Below are 24,892 nucleotides of genomic sequence, written 5' to 3' on the forward strand. Positions count from 1 at the left end.
GCAGGAATTACTTTAAACATCTGAGTTAAGTGAATGATTTGATGATTTGAAAGTCCGCCAACATGCGCTAGAATTCGAACTTCATATTAAAAAGACAGTAAGGTAACAATCATGATCATCCTTCACACAAATTTTGGTGATATCAAAGTTCAACTTAACGAAGAAAAAGCACCAGAAACAAGCGCAAACTTTCTACAGTATTGCCGTGACGGTTTCTACGACAACACACTATTCCACCGTGTTATCGATGGTTTCATGATTCAAGGCGGCGGCATGACTTCTGGCCTTAAAGAAAAGGCAACTCGTGCAACGATCAAGAACGAAGCAAACAACGGTCTAGCGAACAAAGTTGGTACGCTAGCAATGGCTCGTACTATGGAACCGCATTCAGCCAGCTCTCAGTTCTTCATCAACGTTAACGACAACTCTTTCCTAAACTTCCGTAGCGAAAGCCTAGACGGTTGGGGCTACTGTGTATTCGCAGAAGTTGTTGAAGGCATGGACATCGTAAACAAGATTAAAGGTGTTAGCACTGGTTCTATGGGTATGCACCAAGATGTACCTCTAGAAGAAGTGATCATCACTGGTACTACAATCGAAGCTTAATTCATCGCTTTCGGTTAGTATTGATGAGCCGATAAAATCAGGATATAGGGAGCGAATCGCTCCCTTTTTTTAGACCTATGAAAACATATTTTATATCAGATCTGCACCTTTCTCCGTCACGACAAGACATCACAGACTGCTTCTTAACCTTTATGAAGAAAGAAGCCGTAGAAGCGGATGCACTTTACGTATTAGGTGACCTTTTCGAATTCTGGATTGGTGACGATGATAAGAGTGAATTCGCGACTTCTATCCGCCAAGCGTTTATCGACTTAGTGAAAACAGGCGTGCCTTGTTACTTTACTCAAGGGAACCGCGACTTCTTAGTCGGCAAAAAATTTGCTAAGCAAACGGGCGTACAACTTCTCGACGAAGTTTCTACGATCGATATCTACGGGCAAAAAGCGGTAGTATTGCATGGAGACACTCTATGTACTGAAGATGTAAAGTACCTCGCCTTTCGCGAAAAAGTGCATCAGCCATGGTTACAATGGGTCTTCAACCGAATTCCATTTTTCATCAAGAAGAAAATTGTTTCAAAGGTTCAATCAGATATCAAAGATGACAAGCAGACCAAGTCTCTCGACATCATGGATGTGACACAGCAAGAAGTCGAAGATGTGATGGAACGAAACAATGTCGATCTGATGATCCACGGCCATACTCACCGCCCAGACATCCATACATTTAATGCTAACAATTGCACTAAAACCCGTATCGTACTTGGCGATTGGTATACGCAAGGCTCAGTGCTGGTGTTCACGCCGCAAAGTTTTGAACTACAGAATCGAGCGTTTAGCAATAGCTTTTAACATCACGCTTAAACTTTCACTTTGATTATTATTGTCGGTCAGACTTTCTTAGAAAGTGTATGGTAATTTCTAGTGAATTAGCTATTATCTCTCTACCAGAAATAAACCGAACACAGTACCAAGTTGAAATATTCATACGTAGCGCGTCAACCAATACTCGACACAGGCAAGAAAACCATAGGTTACGAGTTGCTATTCAGGGATGGTCCTAAGAACACTTTCCCTGAAGTAGAGCCGGAGCTCGCTACTAGCCGTTTGCTTTCCGATCACTTCTTATCGACCCACTATAATACGTTGGGTGATAAGCTTGGGTTCGTGAACTTCCCATATGCAAGCCTAATCAACTTAGTCCCTACTCTGTTCCCCAAAGAAAGCCTCGTTGTTGAGGTTCTTGAAGACTGCGAACCAACAGACGAATTACTTGAAGCAATCAAAACCATCTTTGACGCGGGTTATACCATTGCGCTAGACGACTTTGTGCCAAGTAAAGCTTGGAAGCGCTTCTTACCCTACGTTTCAATTATCAAGTTCGATATCCGTTTGACGCCAATTGCCAAAGCAGCGATGTTTATGAACTCTCTCAAAGGGCTAGATATCAAGTTCCTTGCTGAGAAAGTAGAAACGTACGAAGAATACCAAGAAGCGAAAAAAGCAGGCTTCACCTACTTTCAAGGTTATTTCTTTAGCAAGCCAGAGATGATCCAAACGCGTGCGCTCAACCCGGCATTCCTGACGACTGTTCAGCTGTTAAAAGAGATTGCGCACGACCCTATCGACTTTGGTGAAGTAGAGCGTTTGATTACGCTCGATGTGACCATGTCGTATAAGCTACTTACCTACGTAAACTCCGCTGGCGGTTCACCAACAACGATTCGTTCATTCCGCCAAGCGCTTATTTACCTTGGTGAACAAAAGCTGCGTAAGTTCGTTTCACTTGTGGCGATCGCATCAGCGAAAGAAGACAAGCCGGACTCACTCTACGGTTTAGCGGTATTACGCGCGCGTCAATGTGAGCTCTTAGTCGAGAAGATGAATGTGAAGGTTGAGCCAGGACAAGCCTTTTTGACCGGTATGTTCTCGCTACTGGATTCACTGTTTGACCAACCGTTGAAGCAAGTACTGGACTCAGTGCCAATCGACGATGAGATTAAACAGGCCCTTATCCAACGTAAAGGCGTGTTAGGTGCTGTATTGGCGATGGTCGTTGCTTATGAACAAGCTCGTTGGGATGAAGCGACTCGTATTCGCCAGCTTCTCAAACTGAGTGAAGCTCAACTTGGTCAAGCTTATGACGAAGCGACAACTTGGGCCCAAGAGCTATTGGCTCCAGCCCTGAAATAACATACTTCGTACTATAGCTTTAATAGTTTCAATAGAAACTAAGCTTTGGTGAGCGATCGTTTCTTGGTAAACTCCCACGCATTCATTTATGGCCTCTTAATAGAGGCCATTTTTACAGGACCTGACTATGTCTTTATGCCCATGCGGTAGCAACAATACTTACCAACAGTGCTGTGAATCAGCGCACCTTAACCACAGTGCCGTTGAAACACCAGAGCAATTAATGCGCTCTCGTTATTCAGCACACGTGCTGGGTTTGGTTGACTATGTTGTTGCGACTTACCACCCTAGCTGCAATGCAGAAGCACAAAGAGAAGGCATTGCCGAATCTATCAACAGTGATTGGGCAGGACTAGAAGTCATCGATACTGCGGTAGGCTCGCACCAAGACGAAGGCTTTGTTGAGTTTAAAGCTTACTTCAATGAAGAAGGCGCACAATACTGCATGCAAGAACGCTCTCGCTTTATACGTGAAGACGGTCTTTGGTACTACATTGATGGTACCTTCCCAGAGCAGGAACAAACTACACAACCAGAAATTGACCCACGCTTAAATCAAACCGTTGAGAGCTTTAAAATCGGCCGTAATGATCCGTGTATTTGTGGCAGTGGTAAGAAATACAAGAAGTGCTGCGGGTAACTCGTTCGACTAAGAAGTCAGATTGAGAGAAGAGATTCCTGATGTCGCTTAGGCTCCTCGGAATGACGCAAAGTCAGAGGTTAGAAAAGTGACGTAGGGCTTAGAAATCTTGAAAATTAAAAAACTAAAAAGCCCCGTAAACATGTTTGTTTGCGGGGCTTTTGTCTGTCTTTTACGCGGTTCTATTAATCTAAAGAGAGCTTACTTATGACGCTCTTTCAGCTTGTTTACCACATCATCCATCGATAAGCCTTGGTCTTGAAGAAGAACCATTAGGTGGTAAATCAAATCTGCTGATTCACACACTAACTCCGCCTTATCGCCCGACGTCGCCGCAAGCGCGACTTCAACGCCTTCTTCGCCCACTTTTTGCGAAATACGCTTGGTGCCACGGGCATATAGACTGGCAGTATAAGAAGATTCAGGATCGGCGTCCTTGCGGGCAGCCAATAGCTGCTCAAGCTGATGAAGCCACACCATCTGAGACTCTTCTTGCTTGTCTCCATCCCAACACGTTGTTGTACCTGTGTGGCACGTTGGACCAATGGGATTAACTTTAACCAGTAAGGTGTCGCTGTCACAGTCCAAGGCGATGTTTTGCAGTTGCAATACATTGCCCGACGTTTCACCTTTCGTCCAAAGACGCTCTTTTGTGCGAGAGAAAAACGTCACATTGCCAGTTTCACCCGTTTTCTCAAGTGCGGCTGGGTTCATGTATCCCATCATTAGCACTTGGCTTGACTGGTAATCTTGAACAATCGCTGGCACTAAGCCATCTACTTTTTCCCAGTTAATACGCTCTGACAATGCGCCTACTTCTGTTTTTGATAAGCTTACGGGTTCAAAACTCATAGTCGCACCTCTACATCTTGTTGTTTTAAATACTGTTTAAGTTCACCAATATTGATGACTTGTTTGTGGAATACCGAAGCCGCAAGTGCTCCATCCACGTTGGTCTTTTTATAAGCTTCAGCAAAGTGCTCCATTGCACCAGCTCCACCAGAGGCAATCAATGGCACATTACACACTTCACGCACCATGTTTAACTGATCGATATCATAGCCGTTACGAACGCCATCTTGGTTCATCATGTTTAACACAATCTCACCTGCGCCACGCTTCTGTACTTCCTGCACCCAATCTTTGGTTTCCCATTTGGTTGCTTTAGTACGCGCTTCATCGCCTGTAAATTGGTAAACCTGATATTTACCGGTTTCTTTGTCGAAGTATGAATCGATACCGACAACGATACACTGAACGCCAAACTTATCAGCAAGGTCAGTAATCAGCTGTGGATTAGCCAATGCCGGTGAGTTGATTGACACTTTATCCGCACCAAACTCAAGAATGCGCGCTGCATCTTCTGCTGATTTAATACCACCAGCGACACAGAAAGGGATATCGATCACTTCAGCTACGCGTTTCACCCAGCTTTTATCGACCACACGGCCATCACTTGATGCGGTGATGTCATAAAATACCAATTCATCGGCGCCCTCTTCTGCATAGCGTTGTGCTAGCGGAACGATGTCACCAATAATTTCGTGGTTACGGAACTGAACGCCCTTAACCACTTGTCCGTCACGGACATCCAAACAAGGGATTATTCGCTTTGCCAACATGCAAATGCCTCCTCTGCGGTAAACTTGCCATCAAGTAGCGCACGACCCACAATCACACCCGCAACACCGCTGCCTTTAAGCGCTTCGATATCAGCTAGGCTGCCAATGCCGCCCGATGATTGGAATTGCACTTGTGGGTACTGTTTACAGAGATCAACATAGAGCTCTACGTTTGACCCTTCTAGCGTGCCATCACGTGAAATATCTGTACACAGAACGTGTTTAAGGCCAACCGTGAGGTAATCTTCAATTAGCGCTTCAATGGTCACGCCTGAATCTTCTTGCCAACCTGAAATCGCCACTTTACGTGTGCCGCTTTCGTCAATGTTGATGTCCAGAGCCAGCACGATTTTTTCCGCGCCGTACTTTTCCATCCAACCTTTAACCAACTCAGGTTGCTTAACTGCTGTAGAGCCAACCACAACGCGCTGTGCGCCAGCTTCTAGTAGATCAACAACATCTTGTTCGTTACGCACGCCACCACCAATCTGGATGTTCGCAGGCGTGCTAGCCAGTAGCTTAGCAATCAAGTCTAACTGACGAGCCGTTGTGTCTTTTGCACCTGTTAAGTCAACAAGGTGAAGCCAGCCAGCGCCAGCTTGGTGATACAGGTTGAACTGCTCTGCTGGATCGACTTTGTATTCTGTTACTTGCCCGTAGTCCCCTTGAAATAAGCGAACAACTTGGCCTTCAATTAAATCTAACGCGGGAATAATCATTTACATTCCTTATCTGGCAACGGTAGCCGCTGCCTAATCCTTATTACAATTCCAAGAAGTTCTGAATCAGCTTAGAGCCAGCTTTTGACGAACGTTCTGGGTGGAACTGAACACCATAATAGTTGCCACTTTGCACTGCGGCAGTAAACGGATTGCCGTAATCACACTGTGCGATTGTGTAGTCACCCACTGGCATTGCGAAGCTGTGTACAAAGTAGAAGTACTCGCCCTCTTCAATATCTTTGAATAGAGGGTGGTTAGGTGTCGCGGTTACTGTGTTCCAACCCATGTGTGGTAATGGCAAATCACCCGTTTCAAGTAAACGAACTTCGCCATCACACAATCCTAGGCATTCAACTAATTCGTCAGCTTTTTGGCCTTTCTCTTGAGACAGTTTACCTAACAGTTGCATACCTAAACAGATACCCAGCAGAGGCTTCTCTATTTGTTTCACAAGGCTAACAAGGTCACGCTCTTGCAAGTTCTTCATTGCCTCACTTGCTGTACCTACACCGGGTAGGAACAGCTTGTCCGCAGCAAGAACAACTTTTGGTTCTTTTGAAATTTCAACGGCATAACCCAGGCGTTCAATAGCAAACTTCACTGAGGAAACGTTGGCACAACCAGTATCAATAATAACGACTTTTTGATCTTTCATTGTTTTTCCTTGCTAACGTTAGCCTTACAGAACGCCTTTGCTGCTTGGTAACTCGTTACCTTCAACTTTGATTGCTTGGCGGAGAGTACGGCCAAACGCTTTGAACAGACTCTCAATAATGTGGTGATCATTATTACCAGCTGAAGAAAGGTGCAATGTACAAGCCAATGTATCGGTTAGAGAGCGGAAGAAGTGAACCACCATCTCGGTTGAAAGATCACCCACTTGCTCACGGCTGAATTTAGCATCGAACTTCAGGTATGGACGACCAGAAAGGTCTAACGCACACTGAGCCAAACACTCATCCATTGGTAGGCTGAAACCAAAACGGCCAATACCACGTTTGTCGCCTAGTGCATCTTTCAATGCTTGGCCTAAAGCCAGAGCGGTATCTTCGACTGTGTGGTGATCATCAATGTGCAGGTCGCCCTTCACAGTCAGGTTCATTTGGAAACCACCGTGTGTCGCGATTTGATCAAGCATGTGGTCGAAGAAACCCATGCCGGTATCGATCTTGTTGCCACCGGTTTCATCAAGGTTTACTGCAACCTTGATATCGGTTTCTTTAGTAGTACGAACTACTTCAGCAATACGCGCATTAACCGTCAGATCTTTAACGATTTGTGGCCAGTTAAGCGTGCCTTCAGTTTCCGCATCCGGGCCATATTGAATACCGCGGATAGCCATGTTCTCTGCCAGTTGAAGATCCGTCATTCGGTCGCCAATCACAACAGAGTGTTGGAAATCGACTTTACCGCCTTGTAGGTACTCTTTAACCATACCCAGTTTAGGCTTACGGCAAGAGCAGTTGTCTTCGTCAAAGTGAGGGCAAATAAGCACGTCGTCAAACTTAACGCCTTGAGATTCGAAGAACTCCATCATCATATTGTGTGGTGCATCGAAATCTTCTTGTGGGTAGCTATCGGTACCTAGACCATCTTGGTTAGTCACCATCACTAGACGGTAACCAGCGTCTTGCAGTGCAAGTAGGCTAGGAATTACTCGCGGTTCGAATTTTAGCTTGTCTAAACGATCTACTTGAAAGTCAACTGGCGGCTCTACAATTAAGGTGCCGTCACGGTCTATAAAAAGTATTTTCTGTTGTTTACTCACTTGAACTTCCTTTTAATTTTAAATCTGGTGGCCTAGCTAAAATCAAACGCTAACCCAAAATATTGGTTTCACTTGCCAATCTGCGATTAATCAACTCAAACTGGCAAATGTTATTACTGGTAAGCCTTTCGTTACTGATAAAAGTTACGAATGAATCCAAGTGTCTTTTCGCACTCTTCGCGGTTACCAATACTAATACGAACACAGTCTTCAATAGGTGAATTACGCAAAATAATGCCCGTATCCCAAGCCGCTTTAAATAACTCATCGCCGTTCGGGAATTTCACCAGTAAGTAGTTACCCCAGCCATCAAAAACCGTCACTTGAGGCATACCTAATAGACCCGCCTGCAAATACGCTCGGTTAGCACTTAAATCCAGAACTTGGAACTTAGCTCGCGCGAGTCCTTGCTCTGAAAGTGCTTGAACGGCAATGTCAGCAACAGGGATTGGCACTGGATAAGGAGCAATCACTTTCAACAGTACATCGATAAGCTCTTTGTTCGCTAGCGTAAAGCCACAACGTAAGCCCGCCAAAGCAAAGGCCTTCGACAAGGTGCGCAGAATCGCTAGGTTTGGATATTGCTCAAGCAAATCAACGGTTGACGCTTCTGGACAAAAATCGATATACGCTTCATCCATCACCACAATCGCTTTGTCTTGTGTCATTTCAAGCAACTTGATGATGTCTTTGCGATCAACCAAATTACCGGTTGGGTTATTTGGGCTACAAACAAACACCACTTTTACGTTGTCGAGCTGAGCTTCGATAGCTGGAAGATCCAATTGCCATTCAGAAGTCAGAGGCACAACCTTACGCTCAACACCAATCGTCTCTGCACTGATTGCGTACATACCGTAAGTGGGTGGGCAGTAAAGAATAGCGTCTTCGTTCGGCTCACAGAAAGCACGAATCAATAACTCAATGCCTTCGTCAGCACCACGCGTTGTCAGAGTTTGCTCTGATTTCACGCCTGCGTATTGAGCGTAAGCATCAATCAGCTCTTTTGGCTGACATTCGCTGTAACGGTTAAGACGAGACAAGTTCAGGTTGTACTCGTTATCAAACGGAGATTCGTTGGCGTTTAGCCATACATCACCAGTACCGCCTATGCGTCTTGCAGACAAGTAAGGTGTTAGAGCCTGAACTTGTTTTCTTGCTAACTTTTCCATGCCCTACCCTTATTTCGCTTTATTTAACTTTTCAACTCGGATAGTCACAGCGCGTTTGTGTGCATCCAAACCTTCGGCTTCCGCCATTGTTACTACTGTTGGCGCTAGGCCTTTCAACCCATCGGCTGTTAGCTCCTGCACCGTCATTCGCTTAGAGAAATCAGCCAAACCTAGGCTTGAATACGTCTTGGTATAACCGTAAGTCGGAAGAACGTGGTTTGTGCCGGATGCGTAGTCACCTGCAGATTCTGGAGACCAGTCACCAAGGAAAATTGAGCCTGCATTATCTAGCAATGGCAGCAATTCACGTGGGTTCTTGGTTTGAACGATCAAGTGCTCAGGACCGTAGAAATTCGAAATCGCAATCGCTTGAGTGATCGATTCAGCAATGATGATTAAGCTTGAAGCCAATGCTTGCTGAGCGATGTTCGCACGAGACAGTTCTTTCAGTTGCTTTTGAACCGCTTCTGTTACTTGGTCTGCAACCACTGGAGATGGAGTTACCAATACTACTTGAGAGTCAGGCCCGTGTTCCGCTTGGCTCAACAAATCCGCTGCAATGAAGTCTGCATCAGCCGTTTCATCAGCAATCACTAACACTTCAGATGGGCCAGCTGGCATATCAATAGCTGCTCCGCGGAAGTCATTACTCACTTGGCGCTTTGCTTCCGTAACGTAGGCATTACCTGGGCCGAAGATCTTATCGACTTTAGCCACACTCTCGGTACCGTAAGCCATTGCTGCAACCGCTTGACCACCACCAACGTTGTAAACTTCGTCGATCTTACAAAGCTTAGCGACATACAAGATTTCATCAGCGATTGGCGGAGGTGAACAAAGCACAACCTTACGACAACCTGCGATTTGAGCAGGAACACCTAACATAAGAACCGTTGACGGAAGTGGCGCACTGCCACCGGGAATATAAAGGCCAACAGTATTAATCGCGCGCGTCACTTGCTCACACACAACACCAGGCTGTGTCTCAACCTTAATTGGCTGCGGCTTTTGAGCTTCGTGAAACTTCGCAATGTTGCTATAAGCTTGCTCTAACGCTTGCTTCATCTCTGGTGTTAGACGAGCACACGCCTCTTCAATCTCACCCGAACTGACTCGGATAGATTCTGGAGTTACACCATCAAACTTTGCAGTCAGCTTTTTAAGCGCGGCATCGCCTTCATTTCGTACTTTTGCAATAACATCAGAAACAGTCGCTGTGATGTTTGCACCTTCAGTAATAGCTGGACGCTCTAATACCGAGTCTTGCTGTGATTCACTTAAAGATTGCCAAACAACGGTTCTCATCGTCACTACCCCATCATTTTTTCGATTGGTAATACTAGAATCGAGCTTGCACCCAACTCTTTCAGCTGTTCCATTGTTTCCCAGAACAAGTTCTCTGTACTTACTAGGTGCACGGCAACTTTGTCTTTGTCTGTAGATAGAGGAAGAACCGTTGGATCTTCAGCACCAGGCAGTAGTGCTTTGATTTGCTCTAGTTGAGAGGTTGGCGCGTGAAGCATGATGTACTTCGACTCTTTCGCTTGTTGAACACCCTGCATACGAGTCAGTAGTTTTTCAATCAGTGCGGTCTTGTCTGCGTCGAAGTCGCCAACACGTTGAATCAGTGTTGCTTTCGATTGGAAGATAGCTTCTGCTTCTTTTAGGCCGTTCGCTTCAAGCGTTGCACCTGTAGAAACTAAATCAGCGATAGCGTCTGCAAGGCCAGCGCGAGGCGCGACTTCAACCGAACCTGTTAGCATACAAGTGCTGAACTCAACACCCTGCTCGTCCATGTAGGCTTTAAGTAGTTGTGGGTAGGTTGTCGCAATACGTTTGCCCGCTAAGTCTTGTGGGCCGTTGTATTCTTCGTCTTTATTAATAGCGATTGAAAGGCGGCAACCACCGAAGTCTAAACGACGTAGTGTGCGGAACTCTGAAGGCTCTTTAAGAGCAACACGATCTAGACGAACTTCTTCTAGTTCATTTTCACCGATGAAACCAAGGTCAACTACACCATCCATGATAAGACCTGGGATGTCGTCATCACGAACGAGTAACAAGTCGATTGGCATATTTAGTGAGTGAACCACTAGGCGCTCACCCATGATATTAAATTTAACACCACATTTTTTAAGTAGGTCTTGGCACTCTTTACTTAAGCGACCTTTCTTTTGAATTGCGATTCTTAGGCGTTGTGTCTGCATTGCTGTATCCCTGTGCAAATATTTGAATTTATTGATTATTTAAAAGCGCTAAAACTAAAAAACCCTCGGGGACTTTGTCATCCCGAGGGTTTAAATCTAAATTCTTTTGACTTAACCTCCGGGAGTAATCTTGCTCCCGGGTATACGTAAATCTCCCCGAAAGACTAGATAGGGTGATGATGGTGATGAATGTTCATTACTAATTTACGCATACTTATCAGCTCTTAGGTTGTTTGCTGTCTTGTCTCCACACTAACTAAGCTGACATCCTTTTTCAACCATTTATTCGAACTTTTTTCACGAAACTTAAAATTAAATTAACAGGCACAAAAAAGGGAGGCAAACGCCTCCCTGATAGTTTACTGATTAACTTTCAATTTTAGCTTTTGCACGTCGCCATTTTGCAGCGAGAGAAGTAAGCCAATGCAAAACATACAGCAACAAACGTTAGAGACGCTGCGCCAAATGCGATGCCAATTGAAGATGTCATACCTAGAGTGATGAAACCAATGCACGATACGAACGCTACAGACAACGCGTATGGAAGCTGAGTCGAGACGTGGTCGATGTGGTTACAACGAGCACCAGTAGAAGACAGAATCGTCGTATCTGAGATTGGAGAACAGTGGTCACCAAATACTGCACCCGCTAGAACCGCACTTAGCATTGGAAGAATCAGTGCGATATCCGATGCTGCAGCCATATCACCCGCGATTGGTAGCATGATACCGAACGTACCCCAAGATGTACCTGTAGAGAACGCCATAACGCCCGCTAGAAGGAACAACATAACCGGTAACCAGTGGTAATCAATGCTGCCTGTTACTAGAGACGATAGGTAAGAACCCGTTTTCATGTCGCCGATAACAGAACCGATAGTCCATGCAAACACAAGAATCAGAATCGCGCCAAACATAGAGCTAGCACCGATCCACATTGTTCTTGCGATATCAGTCATAGATAGCTTTTGCTTGAATACTGTCGCTAGTGCTACTAGTAAGCCAATAACACCACCGTAAACAAGAGACTTACCTACATCCGTGTTTTCGAATGCGCCTAGAAGGTTGAATGCTTGGCCATCAGCAGCCAGCGCTTGGCCGCCTGTGTAAAGCATTGCAGCCACTGTCGCTACAATTAGCGATACGATTGGCATAACAAGATCAGAAACTGAACCGTTTTCGCTCTCTTCGATATCTAACTCTTCGTTTAGATCGTGAGCTTGCTTTTGATCGTTGTCACCTTCAAAGCCACGGCCTTGAGATGCTTCGATCTCATGCTCACGCATCTTACCAACGTCTAGACCGAACCATGCTACTGCGAACACCATTAGTAGTGCGAATACAGCGTAGAAGTTCATTGGGATAAGACGAACGTAAGCACCCAGTGCAGAATACTCTGTCACACCGTGTGTCACTAAGATGCCACCAATGATCGTGATGATGTAAGCACCCCAGCTAGAAGCAGGCATGATCACACACATAGGAGCAGCAGTTGAATCTAGGATATAAGCAAGCTTAGCGCGAGATACATAGAAGCGGTCTGTTACAGGACGAGAGATAGCACCAACCGCTAGGCTGTTAAAGTAGTCATCAACAAAGATGAATACACCTAAGAAAGCAGCAAGTAGTTTTGAACCACGTTTGCTCTTAACGCGAGACTGTGCCCACTCCGCGAATGCGCGAGTACCGCCAGACAGTGTTAATAATGCCGTTGTCATTCCAAGAATAATTAGGAATGCAATGATGCTCATGTTCCAAGTGTTGATGCCACCATCTTCGATGAAAACACCAGATGCTTTAGTAAACACGTAGCTAGCTGCGTTACCTACTGAGTAATCAGCAAGTAGAATCGCACCCATGATGATACCAACACCCAAAGAAACCAATACACGGCGGGTAACAATAGCAAGGCTCAAAGCCACAAGGGGCGGAAGCAAAGATAAAGGTGATGTTGCAAAATCTATTAAATTCATGATCTTCAAAAACCAGTTTTTTATTTGGCTAGAGATCTACTGCAGACAAACTTGATACGGCTGACCAAGCTCATGTTGAACTAAGCGAAAGGGAAGTGAACACTTCACCCAACCCTACAGTAGCGCTCCATAGTTTAAAATTAAGACTATGGCAGTGTTGTACCTATTGAGCACAACCCCAGCAAATTGCTTAGATATACAATTTACTTCGGCAATTACACCTTTCATTCCCGTTCATTGGCATCACCCCAACGGAAGTTACTTTTTATAATTGCACCTCTACGTGCGATAACATTATTAACCGTGCAAACCAGAGTTTAACAACAAATTAACCAACACCTCGCATCAGGTAGCCGCAATTGTACTCATCAAGAGCAACAATGCAACATATCATTCCGAGAAAAATAGCTTTTTGTTAATGAACTAATCAATAGAAGAATAGTCTACATAAGTTGACTACTCCACCTGTCACATATCATTTTTTAAGATATTCTTAATAATTATTATAAATTCAATAGAAATACTGCTCTGAATTTTCAACTATTCATCTCACTTTTATATTTAAATATGTAATAGAAGAAATACTATTTGTTTTATTCCTAGGCTCTGTTTATTATTAGGAAGATTATTTAGTTTACCTTGATGGAAAATATCATGTCTGAATTAACAAAAACTCTATTAAATATCCGCAGCCTTCGTGCGTTCTCACGTGAATTAACTCTTGAGCAACTTGAAGAAGCGCTAGACAAGCTGACTATTGTTGTACAAGAGCGTCAAGAGTCTGAAGCTGAAGAGCGTGCTGCTAAAGCAGAGCAAGAAGCTAAGCTTTCTGCTATTGCTGAACAAATTGCAAAAGACGGAATTGATGTTGCCGATCTTATTGCTGCACTTTCTGGTGAAGCAAAATCTAAGACAACAAAAGCTAAACGCGCTCCTCGCCCAGCGAAATACAAATACGTAGACGCAAACGGCGACGAGAAGACTTGGACAGGTCAAGGCCGTACGCCTTCAGCTATCCAAGAACAGCTAGATGCTGGTAAATCTCTAGAAGAGTTTGCTATCTAAACATTTAGTTTACTTAGTGAGTAATCAATTACACGCTAAGCGATAGAATTAATATTTAAGTCGACCAAAGTATTATTTACGACTTCAATATATTCAGAAACAAAAAAGGCTCCTTTCGGAGCCTTTTTTATATTTGTACTATCAGTATTAGAAACCAACTGATACTGATAGTACTACTGATTAAAGAAAGTAACTTATCTTTCCCAGTACGCTTCTTCTAGGCTATCTTCTCTTTCAGGAAGGCCACGAGATAAACGTGGAGAGTGTTGAACCAACACTTCATAGCTAGCACGGTTAGAATATTTACAAACTTGTGAGAACGAAGAGTACGTCAAGAATGAATGTTGGTGTTTACTTGAGTTTGGCACGTTTTCTTTGTGGTACTTATTAGCAGCCATATCATGTAATAAAGCTGATAACGCAGCATCACCTGCACCATTGGTATTTTTGATCTTTTCTGGTCCACCCATGTATGGCGCAATGTGCGAATACACTTTAGTTGGGTTTTCACATAAATCTTTATGCGCAGGACGGCTAAATTCAAAACGGTTGAATTCCGCAATTGAACCTGGAAGTAAAGGCAGTGACGTTTCACGCTTAGCTGCATCTTCTGTATAACCAGCCATAAATAGGCCAACAGGTCCCGCAGTACATAGAACAAGGTCTACCCAGTCTAGCGCTTTATCTGATGCAGCCAGTGGATCGCTTTCACCCGTTAACGCTTCAGCTTCGTCTTCATTCATTGCAACAACCGTTACGTGTTGCTCAAGGAAATCTTTCCAGAATTCTGGATCATCTTGAATAACGAACTTAGTACCTAGTGTAAGAACGACTGGCACATCGTATTTCTTCGCGTATTCGATCGCTTTCATTGTTGCTTCAGGCATCGGGTCGCCTGGCTTACAGCGAACTAAATAAGCCGTTAAAACTAAAGCAGAAGCACTTTTGAAGATTTTTTCAGGAATGCTTTCTGGTTTTAATTGGTTCATTTGTCCTTCGCTAATTGCGAAAGTACGTTCACCGTCTTCTGTAATTAATGCAAAGCAGCGACCAATTGCGCCATCTACCCCTTGTAAATGGTTCAGATCCATTCTGCTTGATGTATTACATAAATAGCGGTAACCGTAACTACCAATCTTAATATCTTGGCTCATTACACCAAGCAGTGTTGAACGGTCATCCGCCAATACTGAGTAATTGTGTAATGTGTTACCAATTGTGCCACCAGCGTATTCATTGGTAATCAGGCACTGCTCTTTTAATTCTTGATACAAAGATTCAGCGGCTGCGTCGCCAATAACCAGTGAATGTCCCTTGCTCAAACCATACTTCTCAATAAGTTCAGAACTCACCTTTGCTTCAATATCCACCAATGTTTGGTCAATACCGATAATATGAGTGCGTGACATTCTTTTACTGCTTTGAGCTTGGCTCACTAGAGGATCACGAGCGTGAACCGGAAAGTAGTGCTTTGATTTACGTTGTCCAGGGAATTTCATAAGGCTAGTCTAAGTCAAGGGGAAATAGGTGGCGGATTCTACCGCGCTATATTTAACGCGGCAATCTTTCAAACTATAGCAAACGTTTGCTGAAGGTTTTTTTTATTCGCCTTCCATAAAGCTTAAATCAGGCAGCATGCCCAAATGCTCCGCGTAACGTTTTTGATTAAACTCCGCGCCGTTTTTCATAACGTCAAATACTTCAATTGCCAGTGCACATGCCATAGCCGCAATTGCTTCTTCACGTGGAGTGCCTGTCATCATTAAACGCATCAACGTCTCTTTCACTTTCACTGGTTCGCCATCTTCAAGCTGGTTCTCGATGATCTCAATCAGCTCTTCTTCTTGCATAAATTCATTTTGTTCAGACATTTTTTTATCTCAGGTCTTGGATTTCGAGCGACTATGCCACATATACTTCTGACATCCTAGCGACTCACCTCGCTCTCATGCGATTCTCTAACAAAGTCAGCGCACTATTTGTGCAAATGAAACTGTGATTCCGGTCTCGGATCTGTCACGGCGTTTCTCTTTCTGTTAGAATCTGCGACCAAGTAATAGTAACGGTGTTTAGACATGTCAGATATCAGCTCTGGAAACAGCGAAAAGAAAGTAATTGTCGGTATGTCCGGCGGTGTAGATTCGTCAGTATCGGCGTATCTTCTTCAGCAACAAGGCTATCAGGTAGAAGGCCTTTTCATGAAAAACTGGGAAGAAGACGATAACGAAGAATACTGCACGGCAGCTGAAGATCTTGCTGATGCTCAAGCGGTATGTGACAAACTAGGTATCCACCTTCACACTATCAACTTTGCTGCAGAATACTGGGACAACGTATTCGAATACTTCCTTGAAGAGTACAAAGCAGGTCGTACACCTAACCCAGATATTCTTTGTAACAAAGAAATCAAATTTAAAGCATTCTTAGAGTTTGCGGATGAAGTGCTAGACGCAGACTACATTGCGATGGGTCACTACGTTCGTCGTACTTTCCCAACTCAAGAAGAGCTTGATGCTGGCGTAAAACCAGAAATGCTACGCGGTCTAGACAGCAACAAAGACCAAAGTTATTTCCTATACACGCTAAGCTCAGATCAAGTGGCACGCAGCCTATTCCCTGTCGGTGAATTAGAGAAGCCAGAAGTGCGACGTATTGCTGAAGAGCAAGACTTGATCACAGCTAAGAAGAAAGATTCAACAGGCATCTGCTTTATCGGTGAGCGCAAGTTCACTGAGTTCCTAGGCAAATACCTACCAGCACAACCGGGTAACATCGAAACACCTGAAGGCCAAGTGATTGGTCAACACCAAGGTTTGATGTACCACACGCTAGGTCAGCGTAAAGGCCTTCATATTGGCGGCACTAAAGGTGGGGGCGGTAACGAAGAACCATGGTTTGTTGGTGAAAAAGACCTTAAGCGTAATGTACTTATCGCAGTACAAGGTAAAGACCACCCTCTTCTGAAATCAGAAGGCTTGATCGCATCTCAACTTCATTGGGTAAATCGCACACCAATTACTGAAGTTATGACATGCACGGTAAAAACACGTTACCGTCAAACAGATATTCCTTGTACAATCATCCCAATTGATGATGAGAACATTAAGGTTATTTTTGATGAGCCACAAATCGCAGTGACCCCAGGTCAATCTGCAGTGTTCTACCAAGGCGAAGTATGTCTTGGTGGTGGTATCATCGAAAAGCGCATCTAATCAATCAAACGACAAACGATAGAAGACAACTAGGAGTTACTACGTGGCTAATACACTTTATGACCGTACTATTGCTTTCGCCGGAATTTGCCAAGCTGTGGCTTTGGTTCAACAAGTAGCGAAAGACGGCCATTGTGATAAAGATGCCTTTGAAGCTTCACTCAGTGCCATTTTAAATACCAACCCATCGAATACCGTGGGCGTATTTGGACGTGAAGCGAACCTAAAGCTTGGCCTTGAGTGCTTAGTAAAAGGTATCGATAGTACTCCAGCAGGTAGCGATATCACGCGTTACATCATCAGCTTGATGGCGCTTGAGCGTAAGCTATCTTCTCGCAACGACTCTATGTCTCAGCTTGGTGACCGCATTCAAACTGCAGAGCGCCAAACTGAACACTTTGATCTGTTTGACGAGCAAATGATCAGCAACCTTGCAAGTATCTACCTTGATGTCGTCAGCCCTATCGGCCCTCGCATTCAGGTTTCTGGTACTCCGTCTGTACTTCAGCAGACATCGAGCCAACATAAGGTTCGCGCACTGCTTCTATCAGGGATTCGAAGCGCTGTGTTATGGCGTCAAGTTGGCGGTAAACGTCGCCACCTTATCTTCGGTCGTAAGAAGATGATCGAGCAGGCTCAAATCCTACTAGCTCGAATGTAGTTTATTAGCTCGCGCCTCGTCGCGAGCTTGTTTTTTGTATCAACACAACTCTCACGCAAACGATTGCGCAATGTGCGTGACAATTGAGATTGTTACTGGTATAAACCTCTCAAAATTTAGAAAACTCAATTCAGGAGAACACCATGGAACTGTCAGCATTGACTGCTGTTTCACCAGTAGACGGCCGTTACGGAAGTAAGACTATTGCATTACGCAGCATCTTTAGTGAGTTTGGACTACTAAAGTACCGCTCTATCGTTGAAATTCGTTGGTTACAAAAGCTTGCAGCAACTGATGCAATCAAAGAAGTACCAGCGTTCAGTGCAGAAGCTAACCAGTTTCTTGATGAACTAGCCGCTAACTTCAGCGAAGAAGATGCTCTACGTATCAAAGAGATCGAGCGCACGACTAACCACGACGTTAAAGCGGTTGAGTACTTCTTGAAAGAGAAAGTTGCGGGCGTTCCTGAGCTTCACGCAGTTAACGAATTCATTCACTTTGCATGTACTTCTGAAGACATCAACAACACCTCTCACGCGCTTATGCTTAAAGAAGCTCGTGACACAGTGATTCTTCCAGAAATTCGTAACGTAATCGATGCTATCAAAGCACTTGCGAACGAGTACCGTGATATTCCTCTTCTTTCTCGTACACACGGTCAGCCAGCTTCTCCTTCGACTATGGGTAAAGAGATGGCGAACGTTGCGTACCGTATGGAACGTCAATTCAAGCAAATCGAAAGCGTTGAGATCCTAGCGAAAATCAACGGCGCTGTAGGTAACTACAACGCTCACCTTTCTGCATACCCTGAAGTTGAATGGCACCAATTCAGCGAAGAGTTCATCACTGAATCTCTTGGCGTAACTTGGAACCCGTACACAACTCAAATCGAACCTCACGATTACATCGCTGAGCTATTCGACGCTGTTGCTCGTTTCAATACAATTCTTCTAGACTTCGACCGTGACGTTTGGGGCTACATCGCTCTTGGTCACTTCAAGCAGAAGACTATTGCTGGCGAAATCGGTTCTTCGACAATGCCGCATAAAGTAAACCCAATTGACTTCGAAAACTCTGAAGGCAACCTTGGCCTAGCTAACGCAGTATTTAGCCACCTTGCACAAAAGCTTCCAGTTTCTCGCTGGCAACGTGACCTAACTGACTCTACGGTTCTTCGTAACCTAGGTGTTGGTGTTGGCTACGCAATCATTGCATACACTTCAACTCTGAAAGGTATTAGCAAGCTAGAAGTTAACCGTGAAGCGCTACTTGCTGAACTAGACAAGAACTGGGAAGTACTAGCTGAACCAGTACAAACAGTGATGCGTCGCTACGGTATCGAGAAGCCATACGAGAAGCTAAAAGAGCTAACTCGCGGTAAGCGTGTAGATGGCGAAGGCATGCGTGCATTCATCGACGGTCTTGAAATCCCTGCAGACGAGAAAGTTCGCCTGAAAGAGATGACACCAGCGAACTACATTGGTCAAGCAATCGAGCTGACTGACAAACTGTAAGGTTCGAATTTCGAATCACAGAATAGACTAAGGCTTCCCATGTGGAAGCCTTTTTGTTGAGCGGAACAAAGTGTATTGAGCACAAGAGACGTCAGCAAAATAATACAAAGCAACCCAGTATCATTACCCTACTCATCTCAATCCGTGCGATATCAACCAATCAATATCGTAATGCTTCATCACCAGTAACCCTCTATCGCCAGACACCTATTCCTCGAATACTTACTGTCTTAGATGCCAAGATCAAAAAAGACCTCCCGAAGGAAGCCTTTCAAATGTATCTTGTCGAATAGCGACTGAAGAATACGTAGCGATTACATGTTACGTAGAGAAGCAATACGCTTGTCTAGCGGCGGGTGGCTCATTAGAAGCTCTGTTAGAGACTTCTTACCGTTGATACCAAATGCCATCATAGAACCTTCTAGTTGTGGCTCATGGCTCACCTTTAGGCGCTCTAGCGCTGCAATCATCTTCTCTTTACCTACTAGGTTCGCTGCACCTGCATCGGCATGGAATTCACGATGACGGCTGTACCACATCGTAATGAAGCTTGCTAAGAAACCAAATACCAATTCCAACACCATAGACACACCGAAGTACACCATCATGTTGCTGCCACCCTCTTCTTCGTTGTCATTCGACGCAACAATGTTGGCGATGAAACGAGATAGGAAGATAACGAACGTGTTCACTACACCTTGCATTAACGTCATGGTCACCATATCACCGTTCGCGATGTGGCTCACTTCATGCGCTAATACTGCTTCAGCTTCATCACGCGTCATGTTGTGCAGCAGGCCTGTTGATACTGCTACCAATGAATCGTCACGCTTAGCACCTGTCGCGAATGCGTTGATGTCTGGCGAGTCGTAGATCGCCACTGTTGGCATACCAATACCAACTTGTTGAGATTGACGGCTTACCGTCTCCATCAACCAATGTTCTGTTTCGTTACGTGGGCTTTCAATGACCATGCCGCCTACCGAGCGTAGCGCCATTTTCTTCGACATCATTAATGAAATGAATGAGCCGCCAAAACCAAATACCGCAGCCATCACCAATAAACCTGAGAGGCTACCGGGTTGCATACCTGTAACTGCGTATACAACATTAAGAACAACACTTAGTACCAATACAACCGCTAGGTTAGTTGCAAGGAACAACATTACTCGCTTCATTACTTATCTCCGCATGAAAGCTGTTTTTATAAAACTTATTGTTATAGACAAGGCAGACAGCAATAGATTCCAACCTTGAAGACTTATACTTACTTATACATATAGTCTTAGATTAAGAAAACAAGGTTAAGCATTAAATTGCAACATTTGATTACGAGACCATATCCGAATTAAATCCACTCTATTAGACCTAAGTCGTATGGTGTCGATATAACAATCCGTTTACAGTGACTTCAGATGATTTATTGGCTAGTCCATGTACAAAAAGGAAAGGATCATGGTTGAAGGTACTAACACTCAAATGGCTATCGATTTACTGTGCTGTCACCTAGGGATTACTGAAGAAGAAGCGAAAAAGCAGGTTGGAATCCTAACACCGCAAACGGCACAGACAAAAATCACAGAAACTCAGCAAGCTTTAATGGGACTGACTAAAGAACATTAGTTCTAAGCTTGTTTATTAAAAGACCGGTTGTTTATCAACTCAAGGTCTAAAGGCTTAAAATAGCAAAAGGGCTGCAATCGCAGCCCTTTTCTTATTTAGTACATAACGTGGTAATTAAAGCGCAAGCAAAGGCTGCACATCAATGTACTTACCAATGTTTTTAGACTTCGCTTTTGGGACGTAAGGGATTTCACCTAACTTAGGTGCACCTAACTTATCTTCAAGCATCGCAATAATATCTGCGTAGTGCTCAGTACCTGGATTGATACGGTTTGCGACCCAACCTACTAGGTTTAGGCCATCAGCACGAATCGCTTCTGCCGTTAATAGAGCGTGGCTCAAACAACCAAGTTTAATACCCACAGTCAGTACCACTGGCAGTTGCTCTTTTTTAACCCAGCTAGAAAGATATTCATCGTCTGAAACCGGGACTCGCCAACCACCAGCACCTTCAACTAACACGATGTCAGAGTTTTTCTTATGCTCTTCTAGCTTCGCTGATAATACCGCCTCATCAATTACAACACCATCATGCTTAGCAGCGATGTGAGGCGATGATGGTAGCAACAATGCGTATGGATTGACGTCTTCGTAAGCAATATCTTGCGTCGCCGCTTCTTGAAGATGCAGTGCATCACTATTACGTAGTCCTTCAGGGGATTTTTCACTCCCTGCAGCAACTGGCTTGTAACCAATTGTTGATAAATCTTGTGCGGCCAAAGCTTGAAGAATCGCTTTTGAAACCACAGTTTTTCCCACTTCGGTATCCGTACCTGCAATGAATAATGCATCAATCATAATTGAATAACCCCTAAACAAACTTGATATGTTGCTGGTAAGAAACCTTGATGGTTCTTAAACTCTCGATATTCCCGATCAACAAGCTGCAACATGCGACGACTTGTTAAACCTTGTGAGCGACCACTTACGTGATTAGCGCCGATACCTTTAAGGTCGCGCATCAGTTCAAACGCAGTGTCGTACCAAACGGTGATGGTGGGCAAGTCTAGTTGATGAACGGTACAGCTAGATTGCGCTAACGCAATTTTTACCTTATTGATTGTAATAAAATGGTTAACGTGTTGATGTGCGTCAATTTTGGACCACGACTTTTTCAGTTCAAACAGCGACCCATCAAGCAAAGTTGAGAAAATAACACGCCCACCAGCCGCTGTAACACGCTTCATCTCTCTCAAAGGCGACGACAAATCGTCACACCATTGCAACGCAAGGCTAGAGAAAACGATGTCAAAGCACCCATCTTCAAACGGCAATTGTTCGGCATCGGCTTGTTGATATAAAGATACAGATGCACCACACCGCTTCTCTGCTGTTGCTAGCATTCCAACAGAAAGATCAGCGCAAACCACTTCGGCGCCTCGTTTTACAAGTTGCTCGGAGAAATAGCCAGTACCACAACCTAGATCCAGCACCTTAAAGCCTGACAGATCGCTGGGTAATTTATCCAGTAATCGGTGGCCAACATCGCGTTGAAATTCAGCGTGTTTGTCATAGGTTGTTGCCGCTTTACCAAAGGCTTCGGCAATCGCACTCTTATCTTGGCCAACGTAATTATGCACTACTGCTTCTTGTGACATTTACTGAGCCTCTTTATTTGATTCAAAGCTTGGATGGATACCCGGTTCAGTGCTTAAGTCGATGTTTCGTTCAATGGCTTGATGCAACGACCTGGTTAACTGGAGAATCTGTTTTGGGCTATGGTTAGCTGTTAACGTGATTCGTAATCGAGCAGTTCCAGCAGGTATGGCTGGCGGCCTTATTGCGGTCACCCAAACTTGGTTTTGCTTTAACTCTTCAGCTATTGATAATGCCGCTTGTGCTTCACCTATCACAAATGGCTTAATCGGAGTCTGAGTATCCACAAAGCCTTTCAAGCCGCTCACCTGCTCTGCATAGAGAGACCCTAACTCAGTCAGCTTTTCTCGGCGCCACTCTTGAGTTTGAGTCATCTTACAGGCATGAGATAAAGCCACCGCTTGTGAAGGTGGCATCGCCGTCGAGTACACATGATGACGAGCAAACTGAGTTAAGTAATCACCCACTTCTGACGAACAAAGAATCGCAGCACCAGAAACGCCAAATGCTTTGCCAAAGGTCACCACCAAAATATCGGGGGAGATTTGTGCTGCACTGCAACTCCCAGCTCCTTTATCACCTAATACGCCGATACCGTGGGCATCATCAACCGCCAACCAACTGTCGTATTGATGAGTCAGGTTAGATATCTGGCTGAGAGGCGCTTGATCGCCGTCCATGCTGAATACGCCCTCAGTGACGACCAAGGATTGTAGAGATCGGCTTAATAGAGACTCTAGATGCTGCGTGTCGTTGTGTTTAAAGCGTTTCATTGCTGCAGGACAAAGCATCCCCGCTTCCATCAAAGAGGCGTGGTTAAGTTTGTCTTGCAGCAGAGAGTCGTCTTTTTCGAGCAGAGAAAACAACAAGGCTTGGTTCGCACTGAAACCAGAACTAAAGAGAATGGCACGTTCAAAGCCCAACCATTCACAGAGTTGAGCTTCTAAATTTCGATGGGCAGGACTAAAACCCGTGACCAATGGCGATGCCGCACTGCCAGCACCATAAAGGGAAAGCCCCGCTTGCCACGCCTCTACCAATTCAGGGTCGTTCGCCAAGCCTAGGTAATCATTACTCGAAAAATTAATAAAGCGAGAACCTTCGCAATTAAGCAAAGGACCATTACTGTTTTCGAGCACTTTAAGTTGACGAGTTAGCCCCTGCTCACGGCGTTGAACAAGGGCATCTTTGATACGGGATTTAAACAGTGGCATCGTAGAACATGTCATCTTTCGTTGGACGAGCAGCAACGCGCTCCACTACTTGATCTAACAGTTCGTTTTCTTGAATTTCATCAGGCTTCTGAGCCACTTGTTGGCTGTTGATGCCTAACTTCTTAAACAGCTGCATGTCCGTGTCTTCATCTGGGTTTGGCGTAGTCAGTAGCTTACAACCGTAGAAGATAGAGTTCGCGCCAGCCATGAAGCACATCGCCTGCATCTGTTCATTCATATTCTCGCGACCTGCAGATAGACGAACCGCTGACATTGGCATCATGATACGAGCAATCGCAATCAACTTAATGAAGTCAAAAGATTCAACATCATCGACGTTTTCCATCGGTGTGCCTTTCACTTTCACGAGCATGTTGATTGGCACACTCTCAGGGTGTACCGGAAGGTTCGCTAGCTCTACCAGCAGGCCTGCACGGTCATTGGTACTTTCGCCCATACCAATAATGCCACCAGAACAGATCTTCATACCGGCATCACGTACGTGAGATAGCGTATCTAAACGATCTTGGTAAGTACGAGTGGTGATGATGCTGCCGTAAAACTCGGGAGACGTATCAAGGTTATGGTTGTAGTAATCCAAGCCTGCACCCGCTAACTCGCCAGCTTGATCAGGGGTTAACATGCCTAGTGTCATACAGGTTTCTAGACCCATACCTTTCACACCTTTGATCATATCAGTCAAGTGAGGCATATCGCGTTCTTTCGGGTTTTTCCACGCCGCGCCCATACAGAAACGAGTCGAGCCCGCGTTCTTGGCTTTTTGCGCCGCATCCAAAACACGCTCTACTTCCATTAGGCGTTCTTTGTCGACATCCGTTCGGTAGTGAGCACTTTGAGGACAATACTTACAGTCTTCAGGACAAGCACCAGTCTTAATCGATAGAAGCGTACTCACCTGCACGTGGTTGTGCTCTTGGTACTGTCTATGAACCACTTGAGCTTCAAACATTAAATCCATAAACGGTTTTTCAAGCAGTGCTGTTACTTCAGCAACTGTCCAGTCATGACGAACTTCCACGTGTCGATCCTTTTTTATTATTTGATGTTTCATCTCTATCAATAGAGATTGCATTTATGCTTGGCTAGTCTACCGACAAGCTTTAGACTGTCAACACATTGATAAT

The 24,892-nt window shown here is 44.6% G+C and carries 25 protein-coding genes, 1 riboswitch and 1 other annotated feature; of the genes, 9 read left to right on the forward strand and 16 right to left on the reverse strand.

Annotated features, from left to right (window positions below; translation table 11 throughout):
* The first annotated feature begins 111 nt into the window (after window positions 1–111).
* The 4 genes from AB6F11_RS02765 to AB6F11_RS02780 all read left to right on the forward strand — a co-directional run bounded on the left by AB6F11_RS02765 (window position 112) and on the right by AB6F11_RS02780 (window position 3,399).
* Complete coding sequence (locus AB6F11_RS02765; RefSeq protein WP_017060275.1) at window positions 112–606, forward strand: peptidylprolyl isomerase; 495 nt, start codon at window positions 112–114, stop codon at window positions 604–606.
* A 77-nt stretch (window positions 607–683) separates the two neighbouring features.
* A complete protein-coding gene (gene lpxH / locus AB6F11_RS02770; protein WP_065675744.1) occupies window positions 684–1,418 on the forward strand; it encodes a UDP-2,3-diacylglucosamine diphosphatase in 735 nt (244 codons plus the stop codon).
* A 123-nt stretch (window positions 1,419–1,541) separates the two neighbouring features.
* Window positions 1,542–2,759, forward strand: coding sequence for an EAL and HDOD domain-containing protein (locus tag AB6F11_RS02775; protein ID WP_102319772.1), 1,218 nt, complete (start codon window positions 1,542–1,544; stop codon window positions 2,757–2,759).
* A gap of 127 nt (window positions 2,760–2,886) precedes the next feature.
* Window positions 2,887–3,399, forward strand: a complete 513-nt coding sequence (locus tag AB6F11_RS02780; RefSeq protein ID WP_102319771.1) for a YchJ family protein — start codon at window positions 2,887–2,889, stop codon at window positions 3,397–3,399.
* A gap of 201 nt (window positions 3,400–3,600) precedes the next feature.
* Here the strand turns inward: AB6F11_RS02780 and hisIE are convergent, their stop codons facing one another.
* From hisIE to AB6F11_RS02825, 9 genes are all read right to left on the reverse strand, one after another.
* A complete protein-coding gene (hisIE, locus tag AB6F11_RS02785) occupies window positions 3,601–4,251 on the reverse strand; it encodes a bifunctional phosphoribosyl-AMP cyclohydrolase/phosphoribosyl-ATP diphosphatase HisIE (RefSeq protein WP_017060271.1) in 651 nt (216 codons plus the stop codon).
* Window positions 4,248–5,021: an imidazole glycerol phosphate synthase subunit HisF gene (hisF, locus tag AB6F11_RS02790; protein ID WP_017060270.1), complete on the reverse strand. Its 774-nt coding sequence runs from the start codon at window positions 5,019–5,021 to the stop codon at window positions 4,248–4,250. Before hisF ends, hisIE begins: the two co-directional genes overlap by 4 nt.
* Complete coding sequence (gene hisA / locus AB6F11_RS02795; protein WP_012604374.1) at window positions 5,003–5,740, reverse strand: 1-(5-phosphoribosyl)-5-[(5-phosphoribosylamino)methylideneamino]imidazole-4-carboxamide isomerase; 738 nt, start codon at window positions 5,738–5,740, stop codon at window positions 5,003–5,005. Before hisA ends, hisF begins: the two co-directional genes overlap by 19 nt.
* 43 nt (window positions 5,741–5,783) lie before the next feature.
* A complete protein-coding gene (gene hisH, locus AB6F11_RS02800; RefSeq protein ID WP_102393834.1) occupies window positions 5,784–6,398 on the reverse strand; it encodes an imidazole glycerol phosphate synthase subunit HisH in 615 nt (204 codons plus the stop codon).
* 24 nt (window positions 6,399–6,422) lie between these two features.
* Window positions 6,423–7,511 (reverse strand): bifunctional histidinol-phosphatase/imidazoleglycerol-phosphate dehydratase HisB, encoded by a 1,089-nt coding sequence (gene hisB, locus AB6F11_RS02805; protein ID WP_102393835.1) that lies wholly within the window; start codon window positions 7,509–7,511, stop codon window positions 6,423–6,425.
* A gap of 131 nt (window positions 7,512–7,642) precedes the next feature.
* Window positions 7,643–8,683, reverse strand: coding sequence for a histidinol-phosphate transaminase (hisC, locus tag AB6F11_RS02810; RefSeq protein WP_017060266.1), 1,041 nt, complete (start codon window positions 8,681–8,683; stop codon window positions 7,643–7,645).
* A 9-nt stretch (window positions 8,684–8,692) separates the two neighbouring features.
* The gene (gene hisD, locus AB6F11_RS02815) at window positions 8,693–9,994 is read right to left on the reverse strand and encodes a histidinol dehydrogenase (protein WP_017065318.1); all 1,302 of its coding nucleotides are present in this window, start codon (window positions 9,992–9,994) and stop codon (window positions 8,693–8,695) included.
* The gene (gene hisG / locus AB6F11_RS02820) at window positions 9,994–10,890 is read right to left on the reverse strand and encodes an ATP phosphoribosyltransferase (protein ID WP_017060264.1); all 897 of its coding nucleotides are present in this window, start codon (window positions 10,888–10,890) and stop codon (window positions 9,994–9,996) included. The genes hisD and hisG overlap by 1 nt, the downstream gene beginning before the upstream one ends.
* Before the next feature lie 53 nt (window positions 10,891–10,943).
* Window positions 10,944–11,079: a sequence feature (His leader region), on the reverse strand.
* Between the two features lie 190 nt (window positions 11,080–11,269).
* Window positions 11,270–12,862: a Na+/H+ antiporter NhaC family protein gene (locus tag AB6F11_RS02825; protein ID WP_017060263.1), complete on the reverse strand. Its 1,593-nt coding sequence runs from the start codon at window positions 12,860–12,862 to the stop codon at window positions 11,270–11,272.
* Between the two features lie 112 nt (window positions 12,863–12,974).
* Window positions 12,975–13,152, reverse strand: a riboswitch (Lysine riboswitch).
* Between the two features lie 364 nt (window positions 13,153–13,516).
* On the opposite strand from AB6F11_RS02825, the gene AB6F11_RS02830 reads away from it, so the two are divergent.
* On the forward strand, window positions 13,517–13,927 hold the full coding sequence (locus AB6F11_RS02830; RefSeq protein ID WP_017060262.1) for an H-NS family nucleoid-associated regulatory protein: 411 nt from the start codon (window positions 13,517–13,519) through the stop codon (window positions 13,925–13,927).
* Between the two features lie 194 nt (window positions 13,928–14,121).
* Here AB6F11_RS02830 and AB6F11_RS02835 read toward each other — a convergent pair whose 3' ends face one another.
* Together AB6F11_RS02835 and AB6F11_RS02840 are read right to left on the reverse strand one after the other, a co-directional pair.
* Window positions 14,122–15,426, reverse strand: a complete 1,305-nt coding sequence (locus tag AB6F11_RS02835) for an inosine/guanosine kinase (RefSeq protein WP_017060261.1) — start codon at window positions 15,424–15,426, stop codon at window positions 14,122–14,124.
* Window positions 15,427–15,528: 102 nt separating this feature from the next.
* Window positions 15,529–15,798 (reverse strand): hypothetical protein, encoded by a 270-nt coding sequence (locus tag AB6F11_RS02840; protein ID WP_010439986.1) that lies wholly within the window; start codon window positions 15,796–15,798, stop codon window positions 15,529–15,531.
* A gap of 204 nt (window positions 15,799–16,002) precedes the next feature.
* Here AB6F11_RS02840 and mnmA point away from each other — a divergent pair, with 204 nt between their 5' ends.
* From mnmA to purB, 3 genes are all read left to right on the forward strand, one after another.
* A complete protein-coding gene (gene mnmA, locus AB6F11_RS02845; protein ID WP_017060260.1) occupies window positions 16,003–17,139 on the forward strand; it encodes a tRNA 2-thiouridine(34) synthase MnmA in 1,137 nt (378 codons plus the stop codon).
* Window positions 17,140–17,182: 43 nt separating this feature from the next.
* Window positions 17,183–17,800 carry a high frequency lysogenization protein HflD gene (gene hflD, locus AB6F11_RS02850; protein ID WP_017060259.1) on the forward strand — a complete coding sequence of 206 codons (618 nt, stop codon included), beginning with the start codon at window positions 17,183–17,185 and terminating at the stop codon, window positions 17,798–17,800.
* Between the two features lie 143 nt (window positions 17,801–17,943).
* Entirely contained in the window at window positions 17,944–19,314 is a 1,371-nt protein-coding gene (gene purB / locus AB6F11_RS02855; RefSeq protein WP_019822492.1) for an adenylosuccinate lyase, read from the forward strand.
* Between the two features lie 314 nt (window positions 19,315–19,628).
* Here purB and htpX read toward each other — a convergent pair whose 3' ends face one another.
* The gene (htpX, locus tag AB6F11_RS02860) at window positions 19,629–20,492 is read right to left on the reverse strand and encodes a protease HtpX (protein ID WP_029235495.1); all 864 of its coding nucleotides are present in this window, start codon (window positions 20,490–20,492) and stop codon (window positions 19,629–19,631) included.
* 277 nt (window positions 20,493–20,769) lie between these two features.
* On the opposite strand from htpX, the gene AB6F11_RS02865 reads away from it, so the two are divergent.
* Window positions 20,770–20,937, forward strand: coding sequence for a hypothetical protein (locus tag AB6F11_RS02865; protein WP_017060256.1), 168 nt, complete (start codon window positions 20,770–20,772; stop codon window positions 20,935–20,937).
* A gap of 114 nt (window positions 20,938–21,051) precedes the next feature.
* Here the strand turns inward: AB6F11_RS02865 and bioD are convergent, their stop codons facing one another.
* From bioD to bioB, 4 genes are read right to left on the reverse strand one after another with little or no spacing between them, the layout of a single operon-like run.
* Window positions 21,052–21,735, reverse strand: a complete 684-nt coding sequence (gene bioD, locus AB6F11_RS02870) for a dethiobiotin synthase (protein WP_017060255.1) — start codon at window positions 21,733–21,735, stop codon at window positions 21,052–21,054.
* The gene (gene bioC, locus AB6F11_RS02875; protein WP_017060254.1) at window positions 21,732–22,535 is read right to left on the reverse strand and encodes a malonyl-ACP O-methyltransferase BioC; all 804 of its coding nucleotides are present in this window, start codon (window positions 22,533–22,535) and stop codon (window positions 21,732–21,734) included. The genes bioD and bioC overlap by 4 nt, the downstream gene beginning before the upstream one ends.
* Window positions 22,536–23,747: an 8-amino-7-oxononanoate synthase gene (bioF, locus tag AB6F11_RS02880; RefSeq protein ID WP_102393836.1), complete on the reverse strand. Its 1,212-nt coding sequence runs from the start codon at window positions 23,745–23,747 to the stop codon at window positions 22,536–22,538.
* Window positions 23,734–24,786 (reverse strand): biotin synthase BioB, encoded by a 1,053-nt coding sequence (bioB, locus tag AB6F11_RS02885; RefSeq protein ID WP_102319768.1) that lies wholly within the window; start codon window positions 24,784–24,786, stop codon window positions 23,734–23,736. The genes bioF and bioB overlap by 14 nt, the downstream gene beginning before the upstream one ends.
* Between the last annotated feature and the right edge of the window lie 106 nt (window positions 24,787–24,892).

Source organism: Vibrio sp. 10N.247.311.14 (genome assembly GCF_041467715.1).
In the GTDB taxonomy this organism is placed as follows: domain Bacteria; phylum Pseudomonadota; class Gammaproteobacteria; order Enterobacterales; family Vibrionaceae; genus Vibrio; species Vibrio crassostreae_C.